We start from the raw sequence: 16,044 nt of genomic DNA, 5'->3' as shown, positions 1-16,044 counted from the left end.
GGCCGGACCTGGTACCAATGGGCGGGTGAGCGAAGAAGAGGTGATGCTGCGGGAAGAGGCCGAGGCCCGGCTGCGGGCGCTCGCCGGCGATCACGCGCGGCTGCGCGACGACCAGTGGGCCGCTATCAAGGCCCTGGTCATGGACCGCAGGCGTGCGCTGGTCGTGCAGCGCACCGGCTGGGGGAAGTCGGCCGTCTACTTCATCGCGACCGCGCTGCTGCGCGAGCTCGGGGAGGGGCCCACGGTCATCGTCTCCCCGCTCCTGGCGCTGATGCGCAACCAGATCGCCGCGGCCGAGCGGGCCGGCATCCACGCCGAGACGATCAACTCGGCCAACCCCGAGGAGTGGGAGAAGGTCTACGGCCAGGTCGCCGAGGGCGTGGTCGACGTGCTGCTGGTCAGTCCCGAGCGGCTGAACAACCCCGACTTCCGCGACAACGTGCTGCCCGAGCTGGCCGGCAGCGCGGGACTCCTGGTGATCGACGAGGCCCACTGCATCTCCGACTGGGGGCACGACTTCCGGCCCGACTACCGCAGGCTCCGCACCCTGCTGGCCGAGCTGCCGCCGGGCATCCCCGTGCTGGCCACGACGGCCACCGCGAACGCCCGGGTCACCCGTGACGTGGCCGAGCAGCTCGCCGTCACACAGGAGTGGGACGAACTGCCCGGCGGCGAGGTGTTCGTCCTGCGCGGCCCGCTGGAGCGCGAGAGCCTCCACCTGAGCGTCGTACGGCTGGGCGGCGCGGACCAGCGGCTCGCCTGGCTGGCCAGGACGCTGCACGAGCTGCCGGGCTCCGGCATCGTCTACACGCTGACCGTCGCCGCGGCCCAGGAGATCGCCGCGTACCTGCGGGAGCAGGGCCACACCGTCGCCGCGTACACGGGGCAGACCGAGCCGGCCGACCGGCTGGCGGCCGAGGAGGACCTGCTCGCCAACCGGGTCAAGGCCCTGGTGGCGACGTCGGCGCTGGGAATGGGCTTCGACAAACCCGACCTCGGCTTCGTCGTCCACGTGGGCGCGCCCGCCTCGCCCGTGGCCTACTACCAGCAGGTGGGCCGGGCCGGGCGCGGTGTCGAGCGGGCCGAGGTCATCCTGCTGCCCGGTCCCGAGGACCGGGAGATCTGGGCCTACTTCGCCTCGCTCGCCTTCCCGCCGGAGGGCGTGGTCAGGGCGACGCTGGAGGCGCTGTCCGAGGGGGGAGTGCTGTCCACCGCCGCCCTGGAGACGAGGGTCGACCTCAGCCGGAGCCGGCTGGAGATGATGCTCAAGGTGCTCGACGTGGACGGCGCCGTACGCCGGGTCAAGGGCGGCTGGGAGGCCACCGGCGAGCCGTGGAGCTACGACGCCGAGCGCTACGCCCGGGTGGCCGCCGAGCGCCGGGCGGAGCAGGAGGCCATGCTCGGGTACATCGCGACCACCGAGTGCCGGGAGCAGTACCTGCGCCGCCACCTCGACGACGAGTCCGCGACGCCCTGTGGCAGATGTGACAACTGCACCGGCGCCCACCGTTCCGCCGAGGTGCCGGACGAAGCCGTCCGGGCCGCCCAGCAGCGGCTCGCGCGCCCCGGCGTCGAGATCGAGCCGCGCCGCCAGTGGCCCACCGGACTGCCGGACCTGAAGGGGCGGATCAAGTCGGAGCTGTGCGCCGAGCCGGGCCGCGCGCTCGGCCGCCTGACCGACATCGGCTGGGGCACCCGGCTGCGCGAACTGTTCGCGGCGGGGGACGGGCCGGTCCCCGACGACGTGTTCGCGGCCGTGATCGAGGTGCTGAAGACGTGGGAGTGGGAGCGGCGCCCGGTCGCGGTGGTCGCGGTGCCGTCGGGTACGCGGCCGGCGCTGGTCGGGTCGCTCGCCGAGCGGCTCGCCCGGGTCGGCCGGCTGGAGTATCGTCGGGGCGCTCGGTTATCGCGACGGGTCGCCCGCCCCCAGGCACAACAGCGCCCAGCGGGTGGCGGCCATCCGGGGGACGCTCGCGATGCCGCGTGACCTCGCCGCGAGGGTCGCGGCGGCGGGCGGGCCGGTGCTGCTGGTCGACGACCGCGTGGACAGCGGATGGACGATGGCGCTGGCCGCCGCCCAGGTCCGTCACGCCGGAGCGCCCGCCGTGCTGCCTCTGGCCCTGGCCGTCACCAGCTGACCACCTCCCGCGTCCCCGGCTGGACGGGTCATGTCCGGGGCGCCCCTGACGCGCGGGAGCGGCGGGCCGAGGCCGGGCTCGGGGACGGGTCAGGGGTGAATCAGGGGCGTCACCCCATCCCGGCGGCGTGCTGCGGCCTGCACACTCGTCGCCATGAGATCACTTGTTGCGGCTCCGCTCCTGGTCGGCGCGTACGGCGTCGCCCGGATCATCGACGGTCTAGACGGCAGCCGGGGACCCGGCCCGGCCTGGACCGTGGGGCACCTGTTCTTCCTGGCCGCGTTGGTCCTCTTCGTGCAGATCTTCGGGCGGCTCCGGACGATGGCCGGTGGCGGCGTGACGGCCACGGCGGGGTACGCCGCCGGCCTCGCCGGTGCGCTGGCGCTGGCCGCACAGTTCACGATCGACATCGTGGTCGGCTTCCTGTCCGCCGACCACGACGCGATGGGGCCGCGTTTCGACGCCGTCAAGGCGATACCGGGCGTCGAGCCGATCGTCTACACCGTCGTGCCGTTCCTGTTCTACGTCGGCATGGTCGCGCTGGTCGCCCGGCTCGCCGCGGGGCGCCGGGTGCCGTGGTGGAGCCCCGCGCTGGTGCTCGTGCAGGCCGTGCTCCCGCTGGCGAACAAGGATCTGATCCCGCTGGGAGCGGCGCTGCTCCTGCTGGCCTTCGTGCCGCTGCTGCGCCTGCGGCCCGCGCAGCCGGTCGTGCTCGCGCGAAGCCCGTTCTGAACCTCGCCCCTCTGGGCCGCGCTCCTCTGAGCCGGGCCGCTCTGGGCCGCGCTCCTCTGAGGGGGGCCGTTCTGGCTGACGCGGGGGTCAGAGGCGGGGGCGGGCGCCGAGGTTGGAGATGCACTTGGCGGCGAGGGCGTTGCCCGCCGCCAGCGCCTCGGCGGCCGGCTTGCCGTCCAGCCAGACGGGCAGGAAGCCGGCGGCGAAGGCGTCACCGGCGCCGTGCCGTCTACCACCCGGTCGACGACCTCGGCGGGCGCCCGGACCGGTTCGGGACGGGTGTTGGAGTACCAGAGCGAGCCCTCGGCGTTGAGCTTGATCACGACCTGCGGGAACCAGGCGGTCAGCACCTTGGCCGCGGCGGCGGCGTCGTCCCTGCCGGTGAGCACCTTGGCCTGGTCGGCGTTGGCGAACAGCAGCTTCGCGCCGTCGGTCCACTCGAGGAACGGCTCGGCGCCGGTCCGCTCCAGCGGGGCGGCGGAGGCGCAGTCCACGGAGATCGACATGCCGGCGCGCCGGGCCATGTCGAGCGCGGCGAGGCCGGCGTCGCGCGACCCCTCGTTGATCAGCGTGTAGCCCGACATGTGCAGGTGGCCGCCGGCGGTGAACAGGTCACGCGGCAGGTCCTCGGGAGACAGCGCGGCGTTGGCGCCGGGGTCGGACAGCATGGTCCGCTCGCCCTTGTGGGTGACGAGCACGACGCAGGTGCCGGTCGGCCGCTCGGGGTCCATGACGAGCCGGGCGTCCACGCCGTACCCCATGAGTTCCATGTCGCGGTTGCGGCCGGTGATGTCGGCGCCGCGGCGGCCGATGAAGGCGACCTCCGAGCCCTCCACGGCGAGCCAGGAGGCGATGTTGGCGCCGGAACCGCCACCGTGCATGGTCACGACCGCCGGGGTGTCGCTCGCCCTGGCAAGAGGGAACTTCGCGCGGGCGACCGCGTCCGTCATGAGATCGCCCACCACGACGACCCGCGTCATGATGTCACCACCTTGCCAACTGCTTGTGGAGGTGAGCCATGCCCTAGGAGGGGCGGCGTCCTCTCCGTGCTGTGAGGCTGACGTCCAGAAACCTAACAGCTTCCAGGGGCGTCGTGGGGTGGAGAGCGGACAGACGGGCGCAGTCGATGCACAAGCGTTGCCCAACTTGCCGCGTCAGGGCTGGTAGATCCCCTATAAGGGGGATTCGAAAGCGGGTCCGACAGCCGTAAGGAATCTCTCAATACAGGCCAAGCCGGACACCGCTAGCCTCGATTGTGTGCACCCTCAGTACCCCGCCCACTGGGAGGCGGACGTCGTGCTGTCCGACGGCGGCACCGCCCACGTCCGCCCGATCAGGCCGGACGACGCCGGCATGCTGCGCTCGTTCTACTCGCGCCTGTCCGCGGAGTCCATCTACTTCCGGTACTTCGGGCCACGACCCCGGCTGACCGACAAGGACGTGGTCTGGTTCACCAACGTCGACTACGACAACCGGGTCGCGCTCATCGCCACGATCGGCACCGAGATGGTCGCGGTCGTACGGTACGACCGGGTGCAGCCGCGCGACCACGCCGAGGTGGCCTTCCTGGTCGAGGACGCCCACCAGGGCAGGGGCGTGGCCGGGGTGCTGATGGAGCACCTGCGGGCCGCCGCGCGCGAGCGCGGGATCAAGACCTTCATCGCGGACGTGCTGCCGGGCAACCACCGGATGATGGGCCTGTTCCGCCAGGCCGGCTACACAGCGCAGAGCCAGTTCGAGGACGGCGTCGTGCGCATGACGCTCGACCTGTCCAGCACCGAGACCGCGCTGGAGGTCCGGCTCGCCCGCGAGCACCGCGCCGAGGCGCGCTCGATCGCCCGCCTGCTGACCCCGGAGTCGGTCGCGGTCATCGGCGCGAGCCGCGAACCGGGCGGGATCGGCCAGACGGTCCTGCGCAACCTGCTCGCCGCCGACTTCACCGGCCCCGTCTACCCCGTCCACCGGCACGTACGGGCCGTGGCCGGCGTACGGGCCTACCGCAGCGTGTCGGCCATCGACGGCGACGTGGACCTCGCCGTGCTGGCGGTCCCAGCCGAGGGCGTGCTCGAACTGGTCGGGGAGTGTGCGGAGAAGGGCGTGAAAGGCCTGGTCGTGGTCTCCTCCGGGTTCGGCGAGACCGGGCCGGAGGGCCGGGCCCGCCAGGAGGAACTGGTCCGGATCGCCCGGGCGTACGGCATACGGGTGGTGGGGCCCAACTGCCTCGGCATCGCCAACACCGACCCCGCCGTACGGCTCAACGCGACGCTCGCCGCGACCCTGCCGGGGCGGGGGAGGGTCGGCTTCTTCAGCCAGTCGGGCGCGCTCGGCACCGCCCTGCTGCAGCGGGTGGCGCAGCGCGGCATGGGCATCTCGACGTTCGTCTCGGCGGGCAACCGGGCCGACGTGTCCGGCAACGACCTCCTGCAGTACTGGGAGGAGGACCCGGCGACCGACGTGATCCTGCTCTACCTGGAGTCCATCGGGAACCCGCGCAAGTTCACCAGGCTGGCCCGGCGGATCTCCCGGTCGAAGCCGATCGTGGTGGTCAAGTCGCGCGGCGTCCCCGGGGGGGCACCGCGCGCCCGTGCTCGCGCTGCCCGACACCGCGCTGAGCTCGCTGTTCGCGCAGGCGGGGCTCATCAGGGTGGACGACCTGGTCCAGCTCTTCGACGTCGCCCAGCTCCTGGCCCACCAGCCGCTGCCGGCCGGGCCACGGGTGGGCGTGGTCGGCAACTCCGACGCGCTCACGCTGCTCGCCGAGGAGGCGTGCGCCGGCGCCGGCCTGCAGCCGAGCCCGCCGGTGAACCTCGGCGCCCGGGCCGGCGCGGCCGAGTTCGCCGAGGCGCTGCGGAGCGTCCTGCCCGAGGTGGACGCCGCCGTCGCGATCTACATGCCGCCGATCCCCGGCGACTGCCGCGAGGTGGCCGAGGCGCTGCTGGAGGCCGCGCGGGAGTCGGGCAAGCCGGTGCTGGCCACCTTCCAGGGCGAGCTGGGCATGCCGGCCGAGCTGCGTGTGGCGGGCGGTCCCGGCGACGACTCGCCCCAGCGCGGGTCGATCCCGTCGTACCCCGCCCCGGAGGAGGCGGTCCGCGCGCTGGCCCATGTCGTGCGGTACGCCCAGTGGCGCAGGCAGCCGCCGGGCACGGTCCCGTCCGTCGAGGGGATCGACACCGCCGCGGCGCGGGAGATCGTCGCCGCGGCCCTGCGTGGTGAGGGGGCGCCCCGTGAGGGAGCGGCCGGTGAGGGGGCGGACGGCGAGGAGCGGGAGATCGACGCGACCGCGCTGCTGGCCTGCTATGGCATCGAGGTGTGGCCGGCGCACGTCGCCGCCGACGCCGAGGAGGCCGTCGCCGCCGCCGAGCGGATCGGCTGGCCCGTGGTGGTCAAGTCGGCCGACCCGGAGGACGCCCGCCGCGCCGGCACCGTGCGCATCGGCCTCACCGAACCCGCCGGGGTCCGGCAGGCGTACGCCGGCCTCGCCGAGATCCTCGGGCCCGGCACTCCGCTCGCGGTGCAGCGCATGGCGCCGCAGCCCTCGGTGCCCACCGTCGTCGGCGTGACCCAGGACCGCTACTTCGGCGGGGTCGTCACGTTCGGCCTCGGCGAGGTCACCGCCCGGCTGCTCGGCGACCAGGCCTACCGCCTCGCGCCGCTCACGGCGGAGGACGCGGCGGGGCTGGTGCGGTCGGTCCGCGCCGCGCCACTGCTGTTCGGCGAGTACGGCTACCAGGCGGTGGCCGTGGAGGCGCTGGAGGAACTGCTGGTGCGGGTGGGTCTGCTGGCCGACGCCCTGCCCGAGGTCGCCAGGATGGACCTCGACCAGGTCCTGGTGGGCGCGTCGGGAGTGGCCGTGCTGGGCGCGCGGGCCGTCCTGCGGCCCGTCACCGCGTTGCGTCCCGACGTCGGCCGCGCCGTCTGAGCTGATCGGTGCCGTCCGAGCTGATCGCGGTGCTGTCCGAGCTGATCGGCCGGCGTCACGCCGTGGGCGGAAAACCCGTCCCGTCGGGGTGTGAAACAGGTGTCCCTTACAGGGCAGGATGGACCCATGAGGGAAACCCGAGTCTCCGCCGCGGGCTTGCGCGAGGCCATAGATCGCAGCGGCTACTACCCGGATCTGGTGGCCGACGCCGTCGACTCCGCGCTCGGCAACGAGCCGGTCACGGCGTACGTCGTGCATCACGAGGCCACGTTCGACCCGGCGATGGAGGTGCGCAGGCACGTCACGGTCCTGGTCCTTTCGCCCACCCGGCTGCTTGTCTGCCACACCGACGAGCACCCGCCCGCCGAGGGCATGCCCGCCTCGCACGCCTCCACCACCACCGAGGCGGTCCGGCTCAGCCGCATCCAGTCGGTCGCCGTGACCAGGGTCGTGCCCGACCCCGCGTCGTACGTGCCGGGCGTTCCCCCGACGGAGGTCACGCTGACGATCGGGTGGGGCGCGATCTCCCACGTCGATCTCGAACCGGCGACCTGCGGCGACGAGAACTGCGAGGCCGACCACGGCTACACCGGCGCGATCACGGCCGACGACCTGTCCCTGCGGGTCAGCGAGGCGGCCGACGGTCCCGAGGCCGTCACCCACGTGCTGGCGTTCGCGAAGGCGCTGTCGGAGGCCACCGCCAAGGCCGCGACGACCTGACCGTCCCCCCTCCAGCCGCCGGGAGGTGACGTGATCGACCCCCAGCCCTCGGGGGCTCCGCCCGGGGAGCCGTCCGTGGCGTCGCCGGCCGTGCCCGTGCCGTACGTGCCCGCGTACGGCACGGCCTCGCTGGCCGATCTGCCGGGCTCGCTGCTCGCCTCCCTCGGGCTGCCGGTCGGCAACACGCTGGCGCTCGAGCCGGCCCCGCGGGTGTGCCTGTTCCTCGTGGACGGCCTCGGGGCCGAGCTCCTGGCCGCGCACCCCGACGCCGCGCCGTTCCTGTCGGCCCATCTGCGGGGGACGCTCACGGCCGGCTTCCCCTCCTCGACCCCGACCAGCCTGGCCACCCTGGGCACCGGCGCCCCTCCCGGGGAGCACGGCATGGTCGGCATCCAGATGGCGGTCCCGGGGGAGGGGCGGCTGTTCAACTGCCTGCGCTGGACCGCCCCCGGCCTGTCGATCGACCCGGACGTGTGGCAGCCCGCGCCGACCGTCTACGAACGCATGGCGGCCGCGGGGGTCGAGCCCGTCTACGTGGCGCCCGCCTCGTTCGACGGCACAGGACTGACCCGCGCCGTCTATCGGGGCATGCGCTACCGGGCGGCCGAGAGCCCCGGCGAGCGCGTCGAGGCCGTACGGCAGGCGCTGCGCGAGACCACGTTCGTCACCGTCTACTACGGCGAGGTCGACCGCGTGGGGCACTTCAGCGGATGGGGCGGCGGCGAGTGGCTCGAACAGCTCGCGGTCGCGGACCGCATGGCCGAGCGCATCGCCGAGGCGCTGCCGCCGGGTGCGGTCCTGTACGTCACGGCCGACCACGGGATGATCAACGCCGCCGACAAGGTGGACGTGGACCGCCGCGCCGACCTGCGGGAGGGCGTGCTCATGCTGGGCGGCGAGGCCCGCGCCCGGCACGTCTACACCTCCCCGGGCGCGGCCTCCGCGGTGCTGGAGACCTGGCGGGAGGCCCTGCGCGGGCGGGCCTGGGTGGTCACCCGCGAGGAGGCCGTCTCCGCGGGCTGGTTCGGCCGCCGTGTCCGCCACGAGTGGCTCGGCCGCGTCGGCGACGTGGTGGCCGTGCCGTACGGCGACTGCGTGATCGTGGCCTCGGCCCGGGAGCCGGTGGAGTCTTCCATGATCGGCTATCACGGCTCGCTGACCCCCGCCGAGCAGAACGTCCCGCTTGTGGAGATTCGCCGCTGACGCTCGTTCTGGTCCATCGCGGATCCGCTCGTCCTCCGATCGACAGTTCAGACTGCGCAGTTTCGGGTGTACAGTCTGGACTGTCTTTCTTGGGAGGGTACGCCATGAGCGAGGCCGTTTCGGCGGTGGCGGCGCAGGCGGCCGGCGACGCCTGGGTGGCGGTCAGCAGGCTCGTCCGGAGACTGAGGGAGCTGGACGGAGAGGGGGACCTGAGCTCCGGCCAGGTCTCCGTGCTGGTGCGGCTGGCCAAGCACGGCCCGGCGTCGGCCAGCGAGCTGGCCGCGGCCGAGCGGGTCAGGCCGCAGTCGATGGCGGCGATCGTCCAGGCGCTGGAACGGGCCGGGCTGGTGGAACGCCACCGCGATCCCGAGGACGGCCGGCGTCAGCTCGTCACGCTGACCGAACTGGGGCGCGAGCGCCGTCTGGACGACCGCAGGGCGCGTGAGGCGTGGCTGGCACGGGCGCTGCAGGAACACTGCACAGAAGCGCAGTTGCGCACGATCATCGAGGCGATGGCGCTGCTGGACGCCGTGGCCCAATCATGATCGGGCTCCGGTCGTGACGCGGCTTCGGGCCGCCTACCGGGCCGGGCGCCGGTCGGACGCCGGCGGCTTCGACCGCCGGCTGATCGCCCCGATGATCCTGGGCTCGATCCTGAACCCGATCAACTCCTCGATGCTGGCCGTGGCGCTCGTGCCGATCGGCCGCTGGTTCCACGCCTCGCCCGCGCACACCGCGTGGCTGGTGACGGGACTCTACCTGGCCACCGCGGTCGGCCAGCCGGTCATCGGGCGGCTGGTGGACACCTTCGGCCCCCGGCCGCTGTACCTGACCGGCACGGCGCTGGTCGGTGCCGCCGGCCTGCTGGGCGTGCTGGCCCCCAGCCTGGGCGTCCTGATCGTGTCCCGGGTCCTGCTCGGGGTCGGCACCTCCGCCGCCTACCCGGCGTCGATGTTCCTGCTGCGGGCCGAGGCCGACCGCACCGGCATGCGGAGTCCCAGCGGAATCCTGGCGGCGCTGTCGATCTCCAACCAGGTCATCGCGGTCATCGGGCCGACCTTGGGCGGCCTGCTCGTCGGAGCGGGCGGCTGGCATCTCATCTTCGCCGTCAACGTGCCGCTCTCGGCCGCGTGCCTCGTCCTCGGCGCGCGGCGACTGCCCCGCCGCGTCGCGACCTCCTCCAGGGCCACCCGGCCTGGCGGGGGACTGGACGTGATCGGCATGGCGCTGTTCGCCGGCACGCTCACGGCGTTCATGACGTTCCTGATGAACCCGGCGTGGGGACTCTGGTGGCTGCTGGTGATCGTCGCGATCGCCGGGACCTGCTTCGCCGTACGGGAACTGCGGGTGGCGCAGCCGTTCCTCGACCTGCGGGTGCTGGGCGGCAACCTGCCGTTGCTGGCCACGTACGGCAGGCAGTGGCTGGCCTACACGACCTCCTACGCCTTCATGTACGGGTTCCCGCAGTGGCTGCAGGACGGCCGGTCGCTCGCCCCCTCGGCCGCCGGGCTGCTGCTCCTGCCCATGTCGGCGATGGCCATCGCCGTGACCGCTCTCACCGGCCGCCGCGCCGAGGTGCGCGGCAAGCTCGCCGGGGGCGCCGCGGCGCAGATCATCGGCTGCGCCGCGCTGCTGACGGCCGGCTCCGGCAGCCCGATGTGGCTGCTGGCGCTGATCGGCGCGTTCGTCGGCGTCGCGCAGGGCCTCAACGGGCTGGCCAACCAGAACGCGCTGTACGCGCAGGCCGACCCGGACCGCATGGGCTCCTCCGCCGGGCTGCTGCGCACGTTCGGATATCTCGGCGCGCTGAGCGCCTCGGCCGCCAACGCGGCGTTCTACCGGCACGGCGCCACCACGCCCGGGCTGCACCACCTGAGCCTGCTCCTGCTGAGCGTCTCGGTCCTGTTGCTGGCCGGCGTCCTCGCCGACCGGTCGCTGAGCCGCGTCGGCCGCACCTGACCACCCCCTGTTCGCAAGCGAGAAAAGGGAGATTCCCCATGCCCGTGACCACCCTCGACCCCAAGACCGCGCTCGTCGTCATCGACCTGCAGAAAGGCGTGCTGGCCGCCCCCGGCAACCCGTACTCCACGGCGGACGTGCTCGCCCGGACGGTCCGGCTGGCCGAGGCCTTCCGCGCGCGCGACCTGCCGGTCGTCCTCGTCCGCGTCACCGCCGCGGCCGACGGCGCGGACGCCGTCCCGGGACGCACCGACCTGTCGCGCCCCGGGCGCGCCTGGCCCGACGGCTGGGACGAGATCGCCGACGACCTGACCGGACATCCGCGCGACATCGTCGTCACCAAGCGCAACTGGTCGGCCTTCTACGGCACCGACCTGGACCTGCATCTGCGCCGCCGCGGCGTCACCCAGATCGTGCTGACCGGGGTGGCCACCAGCATCGGCGTCGAGTCCACCGCCCGCGCCGCCCACGAGCACGGCTACCACGTCGCCCTGGCCACCGACGCCATGACCGACCTCGACCCCGAGGCCCACCGCCACAGCGTGGAGAAGATCTTCCCGCGTCTCGGCGAGACCGGCACCACCGCCGACATCCTCGACCTGCTCGACGCGACAGCGTCCTGAGGCGCCACGGCTTGGCAGAATGGCTGCGGCACCGTACGGCACCGAGCCGAAGGCGAGGGGATGGCATGAGCCCGCTGATCACTCCTGAGGAGCTCGCCGCGATCGGCGACGCCGCGATCCTCGACGTCCGCTGGCGGCTGGGCGGACCGCCCGGCGTCGAGGCGTACCGCGAGGGCCACATCCCCGGCGCGGTCTTCTGCGACCTCAACGCCGACCTCGCCGCCCCGCCCGGGCCCGCCGGACGGCATCCGCTGCCCGCGCCTGAGGCGTTCCAGGAGTCGATGCGCCGCCTCGGGGTGTCCGAGGGCCGGCCGGTGGTCGTCTACGACGAGGCCGACTCGACGGCGGCGGCCAGGGCCTGGTGGACGCTGCGCTACTTCGGCCACGGCGACGTACGCGTGCTCGACGGCGGACTGCGGGCCTGGACCCGGGCCGGGCTCCCGGTGACCAAGGAGGAAGGCCCCGTCCCGCCGGGCGACTTCACGGCGCGGCCGGGCGGGATGCCCGTGATGGACGCCGATCAGGCCGCCGCGCTGGCGGCCGACGGCGTGCTGCTCGACGCCAGGGCGGCCGAGCGTTACCGCGGTGAGGTGGAGCCGGTCGACCCGGTCGCGGGCACATCCCCGGCGCGGTCAGCGCCCCGACAACCGGGAACGTCGAGCCCGGCGGGCGGTTCCACAACAGGGAGTTCCTCCGCGAGCGCTTCAACAGCCTCGGGGCGGTCGAGGGCGTGCCCGTCGGCGCGTACTGCGGGTCGGGGGTCACGGCCGCCCACGAGGTGCTCGCACTGGAGATCGCCGGGCTGTCGGCCGCCCTGTACGTCGGCTCCTGGTCCAACTGGGTCGCCGACCCCGCCAGGCCGGTCGCGACCGGCTGACGGGCCACCCGCGCAGAGCTTGGCGCAACCGGCTCCTGACTGAACGGGAGGTCGCGTCAGCCCGTGGCGAAGGGTGTGTCGCCGGCGCCGAAGCAGACGAATCCCGGCACGGCCGTCTTCTCGGACGCCTGGGCCAGCGCCTCGGCGGGGGAGCGGCCCTCGGCCAGCAGCGTGTGGAAGAGCGTCATGAGGTTCAGCGCCTCGTCGTCGCGCACCGGCACCACACCGGCCACCACGCACGCGGCGTCTCCGGTGCGGGCGGCGCCGTCGAGGAAGGCCCCGGCGAGGCCCAGCGCCGCGCCGTCCACCGGGGCATGGGCCATCCCCGCGTCGCAGGCCGACAGCACCACGAGGCGGGGGATCCGCCGCGCGGTCAGCAGGTCGTAGGCCATGAGCGGCCCGTCGTCGAGCGTGATCTGCGACAGCATGGGCCCGCGCGGGCTGAACATCCCGTGGGCGGCGACGTGGAGCACGTCGGCCCGCTCCAGCGCGCGGAGCACCTCCGCCCTGGTGGCGCCGATGCGCCGCGCCCGCGCGTGCGCGGCGGACGGGAGCCGGCACAGTCATCGCGACCTCCCCGTGTCGTCCCACGAGCCCCTGGTTCCGGACAGGCCGGTGGTTCCGGACAGGCTCATGGCAGCGGGCAGGCCATCGGTCTCGGAGACACCCGTGGTCTCCGGAAGGCCGGCGGGCGGGCGTCCGCCGGGCAGCGCGGCCCGCCTGCCGTCGAGGCCGTAGATGCCGGACCAGATCTCACGGGCGGCCGGGGGGCCGCCTCGGCCCCCGTGCCGCCCTCCGACACCACGACGACCACCGCCAGGCGCGGATGGTCCGCCGGGGCGAACGAGGCGAACCAGGAGGTGTCGGCGGCTCCGTACGCCTCCGCGGTGCCCGTCTTGCCCGCCACCGGCACCTTGTCGAGCGGGAACCCGGCGAACGCCGGGGCGGCCGTGCCCGACCGGGGCACGTCGGCCAGGGCCTGCCGGATGTAGGCCAGCGTCCTGTCCGGCACCGGGAGGCGACCGGTCACCGGCGGGGTGATCTCCCGCAGCACCCGCCCGTCCCGGCCGACCACCGCTCTGCCCACCCGGGGGCTGAACAGCGTGCCGCCGTTGGCGAGGGCCGCGTACGCGCGGGCCAGTTGCAGCGGGGTGACGAGCACGTCGCCCTGCCCGATCGAGAAGTTGGCGGCGTCACCGGCCGTCCACAGGTAGCCGTGGTCGCAGTTCTCCTTCGCGATGGCCGTGAGGTAGGCGGCGCGGCGCGGGTCGGTCCTGGCCACGGAGGGGTAGCCCGTCCGGGCGTCCGCGCACGTCTGCTTTCTCGTGCGCTCCCACGTCTCACGCTTCCAGGTCCGGTCGGGCACCCGGCCCGCGGCCTCGCCGGGCAGGTCCACGCCCGTACGGACCCCGAAGCCGAAGGCGCGGGCCATGTGCTGCATGGGGTCGGCGGGCCGCCGGGCGCCGTCGTCCTTCAGCCACATCCGGTGGGCGAACCGGTAGAAGATCGTGTCGCAGGACACCACGAGGGCACGGTGGAGGTCCATGCCGCCGAGGTTCGCCCCGCCGAAGTTGCGGAACGACCGGTCGCCGATCCGGTAGGAGCCGGAGCAGTCGTAGTGGCCGTCAAGGGGGTAACCGGCCCGCGCCGCCGCGGCGGTGGACACGATCTTCCAGGTGGAGGCGGGCGGCCACTGTCCCTGGATGGCCCGGGAGATCAGCGGCAGCCCGTGCGCCTCGCTCGTCAGGCGCTCGTAGTCGGTCTGCCGGATGCCGCCGGTCCACACGGAGGGGTCGTAGGCGGGGTATCCGGCGAGCGCGACGATCCGCCCGGTGCGCACGTCCATGACGACCGCCGCCCCCGAACCGGCCGCGCCCGCGACGCGCCCCGCCGCACGCTTGAGCGCCTTTTCCACCACCGCCTGGACGCGGGCGTCGATGCTGGTGACCAGCGTGGCGCCAGGGACGGGCGCCCGCTCGCGCACCGTGCGCACGGCTCGCCCCGCGCTGTCCACGACGACCTCGCGGCTGCCGGCCCGCCCGCTCAGATCGTCCTCGTACTGCGCCTCCAGCCCGTCGCGGCCGGTCGGTTCCGCGCCGCCCCGGCCGGCGCCGGAGGAGCCGGGCGCGAGGTAGCCCAGCAGGTGGGCGGCGAGCGTGCCCCGCGGATACTCCCGCACCGGCCGCCGCTCGACCCGTACCCCCGGCAGGTCGTCCTCGCGCTCCATGAGATGCAGCGCCACCCGCTCGCTCACCTCGCCCGCCACCGGCACCGGCTCGTACGGCGAGCCCGCCCAGCACGGCTTGTTCACCCCCGGCCCGCAGGGGCGCAGCCGGGCGGCCAACTGCTTTCGGGGCCGGCCGAGCAGCTCGGCCAGGCGGCTCAGCACCGCCCGCCCCCGGTCGGGCAGCCGGTCCAGCGCGGCGCGGTCGACGGACACCCGCACGGCCGCCCGGTCGCGCGCGAGCGGGCGGCCCCGGTCGTCCACGATCTCGCCGCGTACGGCGGGGACGACGACGCGGCGGGTGTGGTTCTCGGCGGCCATCCGGGCGTACCGGTCGCCGTCGAGGACCTGCACCTGCCACAGACGGCCGAGCAGGACGAGGAAGAGCACGGCCACGAGCAGGTGCACGACGAGCAGGCGGGAACGAGTCGGTCGTCGCATCATCACCGAGTTGACGTAAAGGTCGGCGACAGGGGGAACGGTCAGCGGCGGGGTTCTGGCACCAGGACGTTCTGGAGCCGGTCGAAGTCCTCGACACAACGGCCCGAGCCGAGCGCCACGGAGTGGAGCGGGTTGTCCGCGAGCCTGACGGGCATGCCGGTCGCCTCGGCCAGCCGCCGGTCGAGCCCGCGCAGCAGCGCGCCGCCTCCGGTCAGCACGATGCCGTTGCCGACCAGGTCGCCGGCCAGCTCCGGAGGGCACTGGTCCAGTGCGGTCTGGACCGAGTCGACGATCGCGTGGACCGGCTCCTCCAGGGCCTCGCGCACCTCCTCGGAGGACAGCGTCATCGTCCGCGGCAGGCCGGTCACCAGGTCGCGGCCCCGGATCTCGGTCGTGCGTTCCTCCTCGTGCTCCCACGCCGTCCCGATGTCGATCTTGATGCGCTCGGCCGCCCGCTCCCCGAGCAGCAGAGCGTGCTCCTTCTTGACGTGGGCGATGATCGCCTCGTCGAGTTCGTCGCCGCCGACCCGCAGCGAGCGGGCCGTGACGACGCCGCCGAGCGCGATGATCGCGACCTCGGTGGTGCCGCCGCCGATGTCGACCACCATGCTGCCGGTGGCCTCGTTCACGGGCAGGCCGGAGCCGATGGCGGCGGCCATGGGCTCCTCGATGATGTAGACGCGCCGGGCGCCGGCCTGGTAGCCGGCCTCCTTCACGGCGCGCTGCTCGACGGCGGTGGTGCCGCTCGGCACGGCCACCACCATCCGTGGCTGGGTCAGGTAGCGCCGCCGGTGGACCTTCTGGATGAAGTAGCGGAGCATGCGCTCGGCCACGTCCAGGTCGGTGATGACGCCGTCGGCGAGGGGGCGGATCGCCACGATGTTCCCGGGCGTCCGCCCGATCATCTGTTTCGCCTCGGCGCCCACCGCGACGATCCTGTCGGTGCGGGTGTCGACCGCCACCACCGAGGGTTCGTCGAGCACGATCCCGCGATCGCGCACGTACACGAGCGTGTTGGCCGTACCAAGATCGACTGCCATGTCACGGCCAAGCAGATCCAGAGAAAACCGCATCGCGATTCCCACAAGAAGATCAAAAAATGCCGAAACGATCCCCCAAAAGGGAGGATCAGTGGATCTGCGGACATTTTACTCCGGCTAGCGATCTCCCTCACACCCGGAGCCTGCCCGTTTCGTTACGTTCACCGC

At 73.7% G+C, this 16,044-nt stretch carries 10 protein-coding genes and 4 pseudogenes; 10 read left to right on the top strand and 4 right to left on the bottom strand.

Translation table 11 applies throughout. The features are described from left to right. Positions 1 to 43 precede the first annotated feature (43 nt). Together B1L11_RS01320 and B1L11_RS01315 are read left to right on the top strand one after the other, a co-directional pair. Positions 44 to 2,138 (top strand): annotated as a pseudogene (locus B1L11_RS01320) (RecQ family ATP-dependent DNA helicase). 153 nt (positions 2,139 to 2,291) lie between these two features. After that, entirely contained in the window at positions 2,292 to 2,870 is a 579-nt protein-coding gene (locus B1L11_RS01315) for a hypothetical protein (RefSeq protein ID WP_079312349.1), read from the top strand. 87 nt (positions 2,871 to 2,957) lie between these two features. Here the strand turns inward: B1L11_RS01315 and B1L11_RS01310 are convergent. After that, a pseudogene (locus B1L11_RS01310) lies at positions 2,958 to 3,820 on the bottom strand (carbohydrate kinase family protein). Positions 3,821 to 4,226: 406 nt separating this feature from the next. Between B1L11_RS01310 and B1L11_RS01305 the strand changes: the two are divergent. From B1L11_RS01305 to B1L11_RS54435, 8 genes and pseudogenes are all read left to right on the top strand, one after another. Further along, positions 4,227 to 6,789, top strand: a pseudogene (locus B1L11_RS01305) (GNAT family N-acetyltransferase). A 126-nt stretch (positions 6,790 to 6,915) separates the two neighbouring features. Further along, positions 6,916 to 7,509, top strand: a complete 594-nt coding sequence (locus B1L11_RS01300) for a DUF5998 family protein (RefSeq protein ID WP_079312347.1) — start codon at positions 6,916 to 6,918, stop codon at positions 7,507 to 7,509. Between the two features lie 30 nt (positions 7,510 to 7,539). Beyond that, a complete protein-coding gene (locus B1L11_RS01295; RefSeq protein WP_079312345.1) occupies positions 7,540 to 8,712 on the top strand; it encodes an alkaline phosphatase family protein in 1,173 nt (390 codons plus the stop codon). A gap of 104 nt (positions 8,713 to 8,816) precedes the next feature. After that, positions 8,817 to 9,257 (top strand): MarR family winged helix-turn-helix transcriptional regulator, encoded by a 441-nt coding sequence (locus B1L11_RS01290; protein WP_079312343.1) that lies wholly within the window; start codon positions 8,817 to 8,819, stop codon positions 9,255 to 9,257. Positions 9,258 to 9,270: 13 nt separating this feature from the next. After that, on the top strand, positions 9,271 to 10,671 hold the full coding sequence (locus B1L11_RS01285; RefSeq protein WP_218670825.1) for an MFS transporter: 1,401 nt from the start codon (positions 9,271 to 9,273) through the stop codon (positions 10,669 to 10,671). A gap of 38 nt (positions 10,672 to 10,709) precedes the next feature. Next, positions 10,710 to 11,294, top strand: a complete 585-nt coding sequence (locus B1L11_RS01280; RefSeq protein ID WP_079312341.1) for a hydrolase — start codon at positions 10,710 to 10,712, stop codon at positions 11,292 to 11,294. Between the two features lie 65 nt (positions 11,295 to 11,359). Beyond that, positions 11,360 to 11,665 (top strand): annotated as a pseudogene (locus B1L11_RS54440) (rhodanese-like domain-containing protein); the annotation flags it as partial. Positions 11,666 to 11,913: 248 nt separating this feature from the next. Next, on the top strand, positions 11,914 to 12,171 hold the full coding sequence (locus B1L11_RS54435) for a sulfurtransferase (RefSeq protein ID WP_372974634.1): 258 nt from the start codon (positions 11,914 to 11,916) through the stop codon (positions 12,169 to 12,171). 56 nt (positions 12,172 to 12,227) lie between these two features. Here B1L11_RS54435 and B1L11_RS01270 read toward each other — a convergent pair whose 3' ends face one another. From B1L11_RS01270 to B1L11_RS01260, 3 genes are all read right to left on the bottom strand, one after another. Then, a complete protein-coding gene (locus B1L11_RS01270; RefSeq protein WP_306291582.1) occupies positions 12,228 to 12,692 on the bottom strand; it encodes a CHAT domain-containing protein in 465 nt (154 codons plus the stop codon). A 110-nt stretch (positions 12,693 to 12,802) separates the two neighbouring features. Continuing rightward, positions 12,803 to 14,839, bottom strand: coding sequence for a penicillin-binding protein 2 (gene mrdA, locus B1L11_RS01265; RefSeq protein WP_256862140.1), 2,037 nt, complete (start codon positions 14,837 to 14,839; stop codon positions 12,803 to 12,805). Positions 14,840 to 14,877: 38 nt separating this feature from the next. Further along, on the bottom strand, positions 14,878 to 15,876 hold the full coding sequence (locus tag B1L11_RS01260; protein WP_372974630.1) for a rod shape-determining protein: 999 nt from the start codon (positions 15,874 to 15,876) through the stop codon (positions 14,878 to 14,880). Positions 15,877 to 16,044: the final 168 nt, after the last annotated feature.

Origin of the sequence: Microbispora sp. GKU 823 (assembly GCF_002027145.1) — a bacterium.
Taxonomy (GTDB): Bacteria; Actinomycetota; Actinomycetes; order Streptosporangiales; family Streptosporangiaceae; genus Microbispora; species Microbispora siamensis.
Note: the sequence above shows the minus strand (reverse complement) of the source record. Positions and strands in the feature narration are given on the sequence as shown.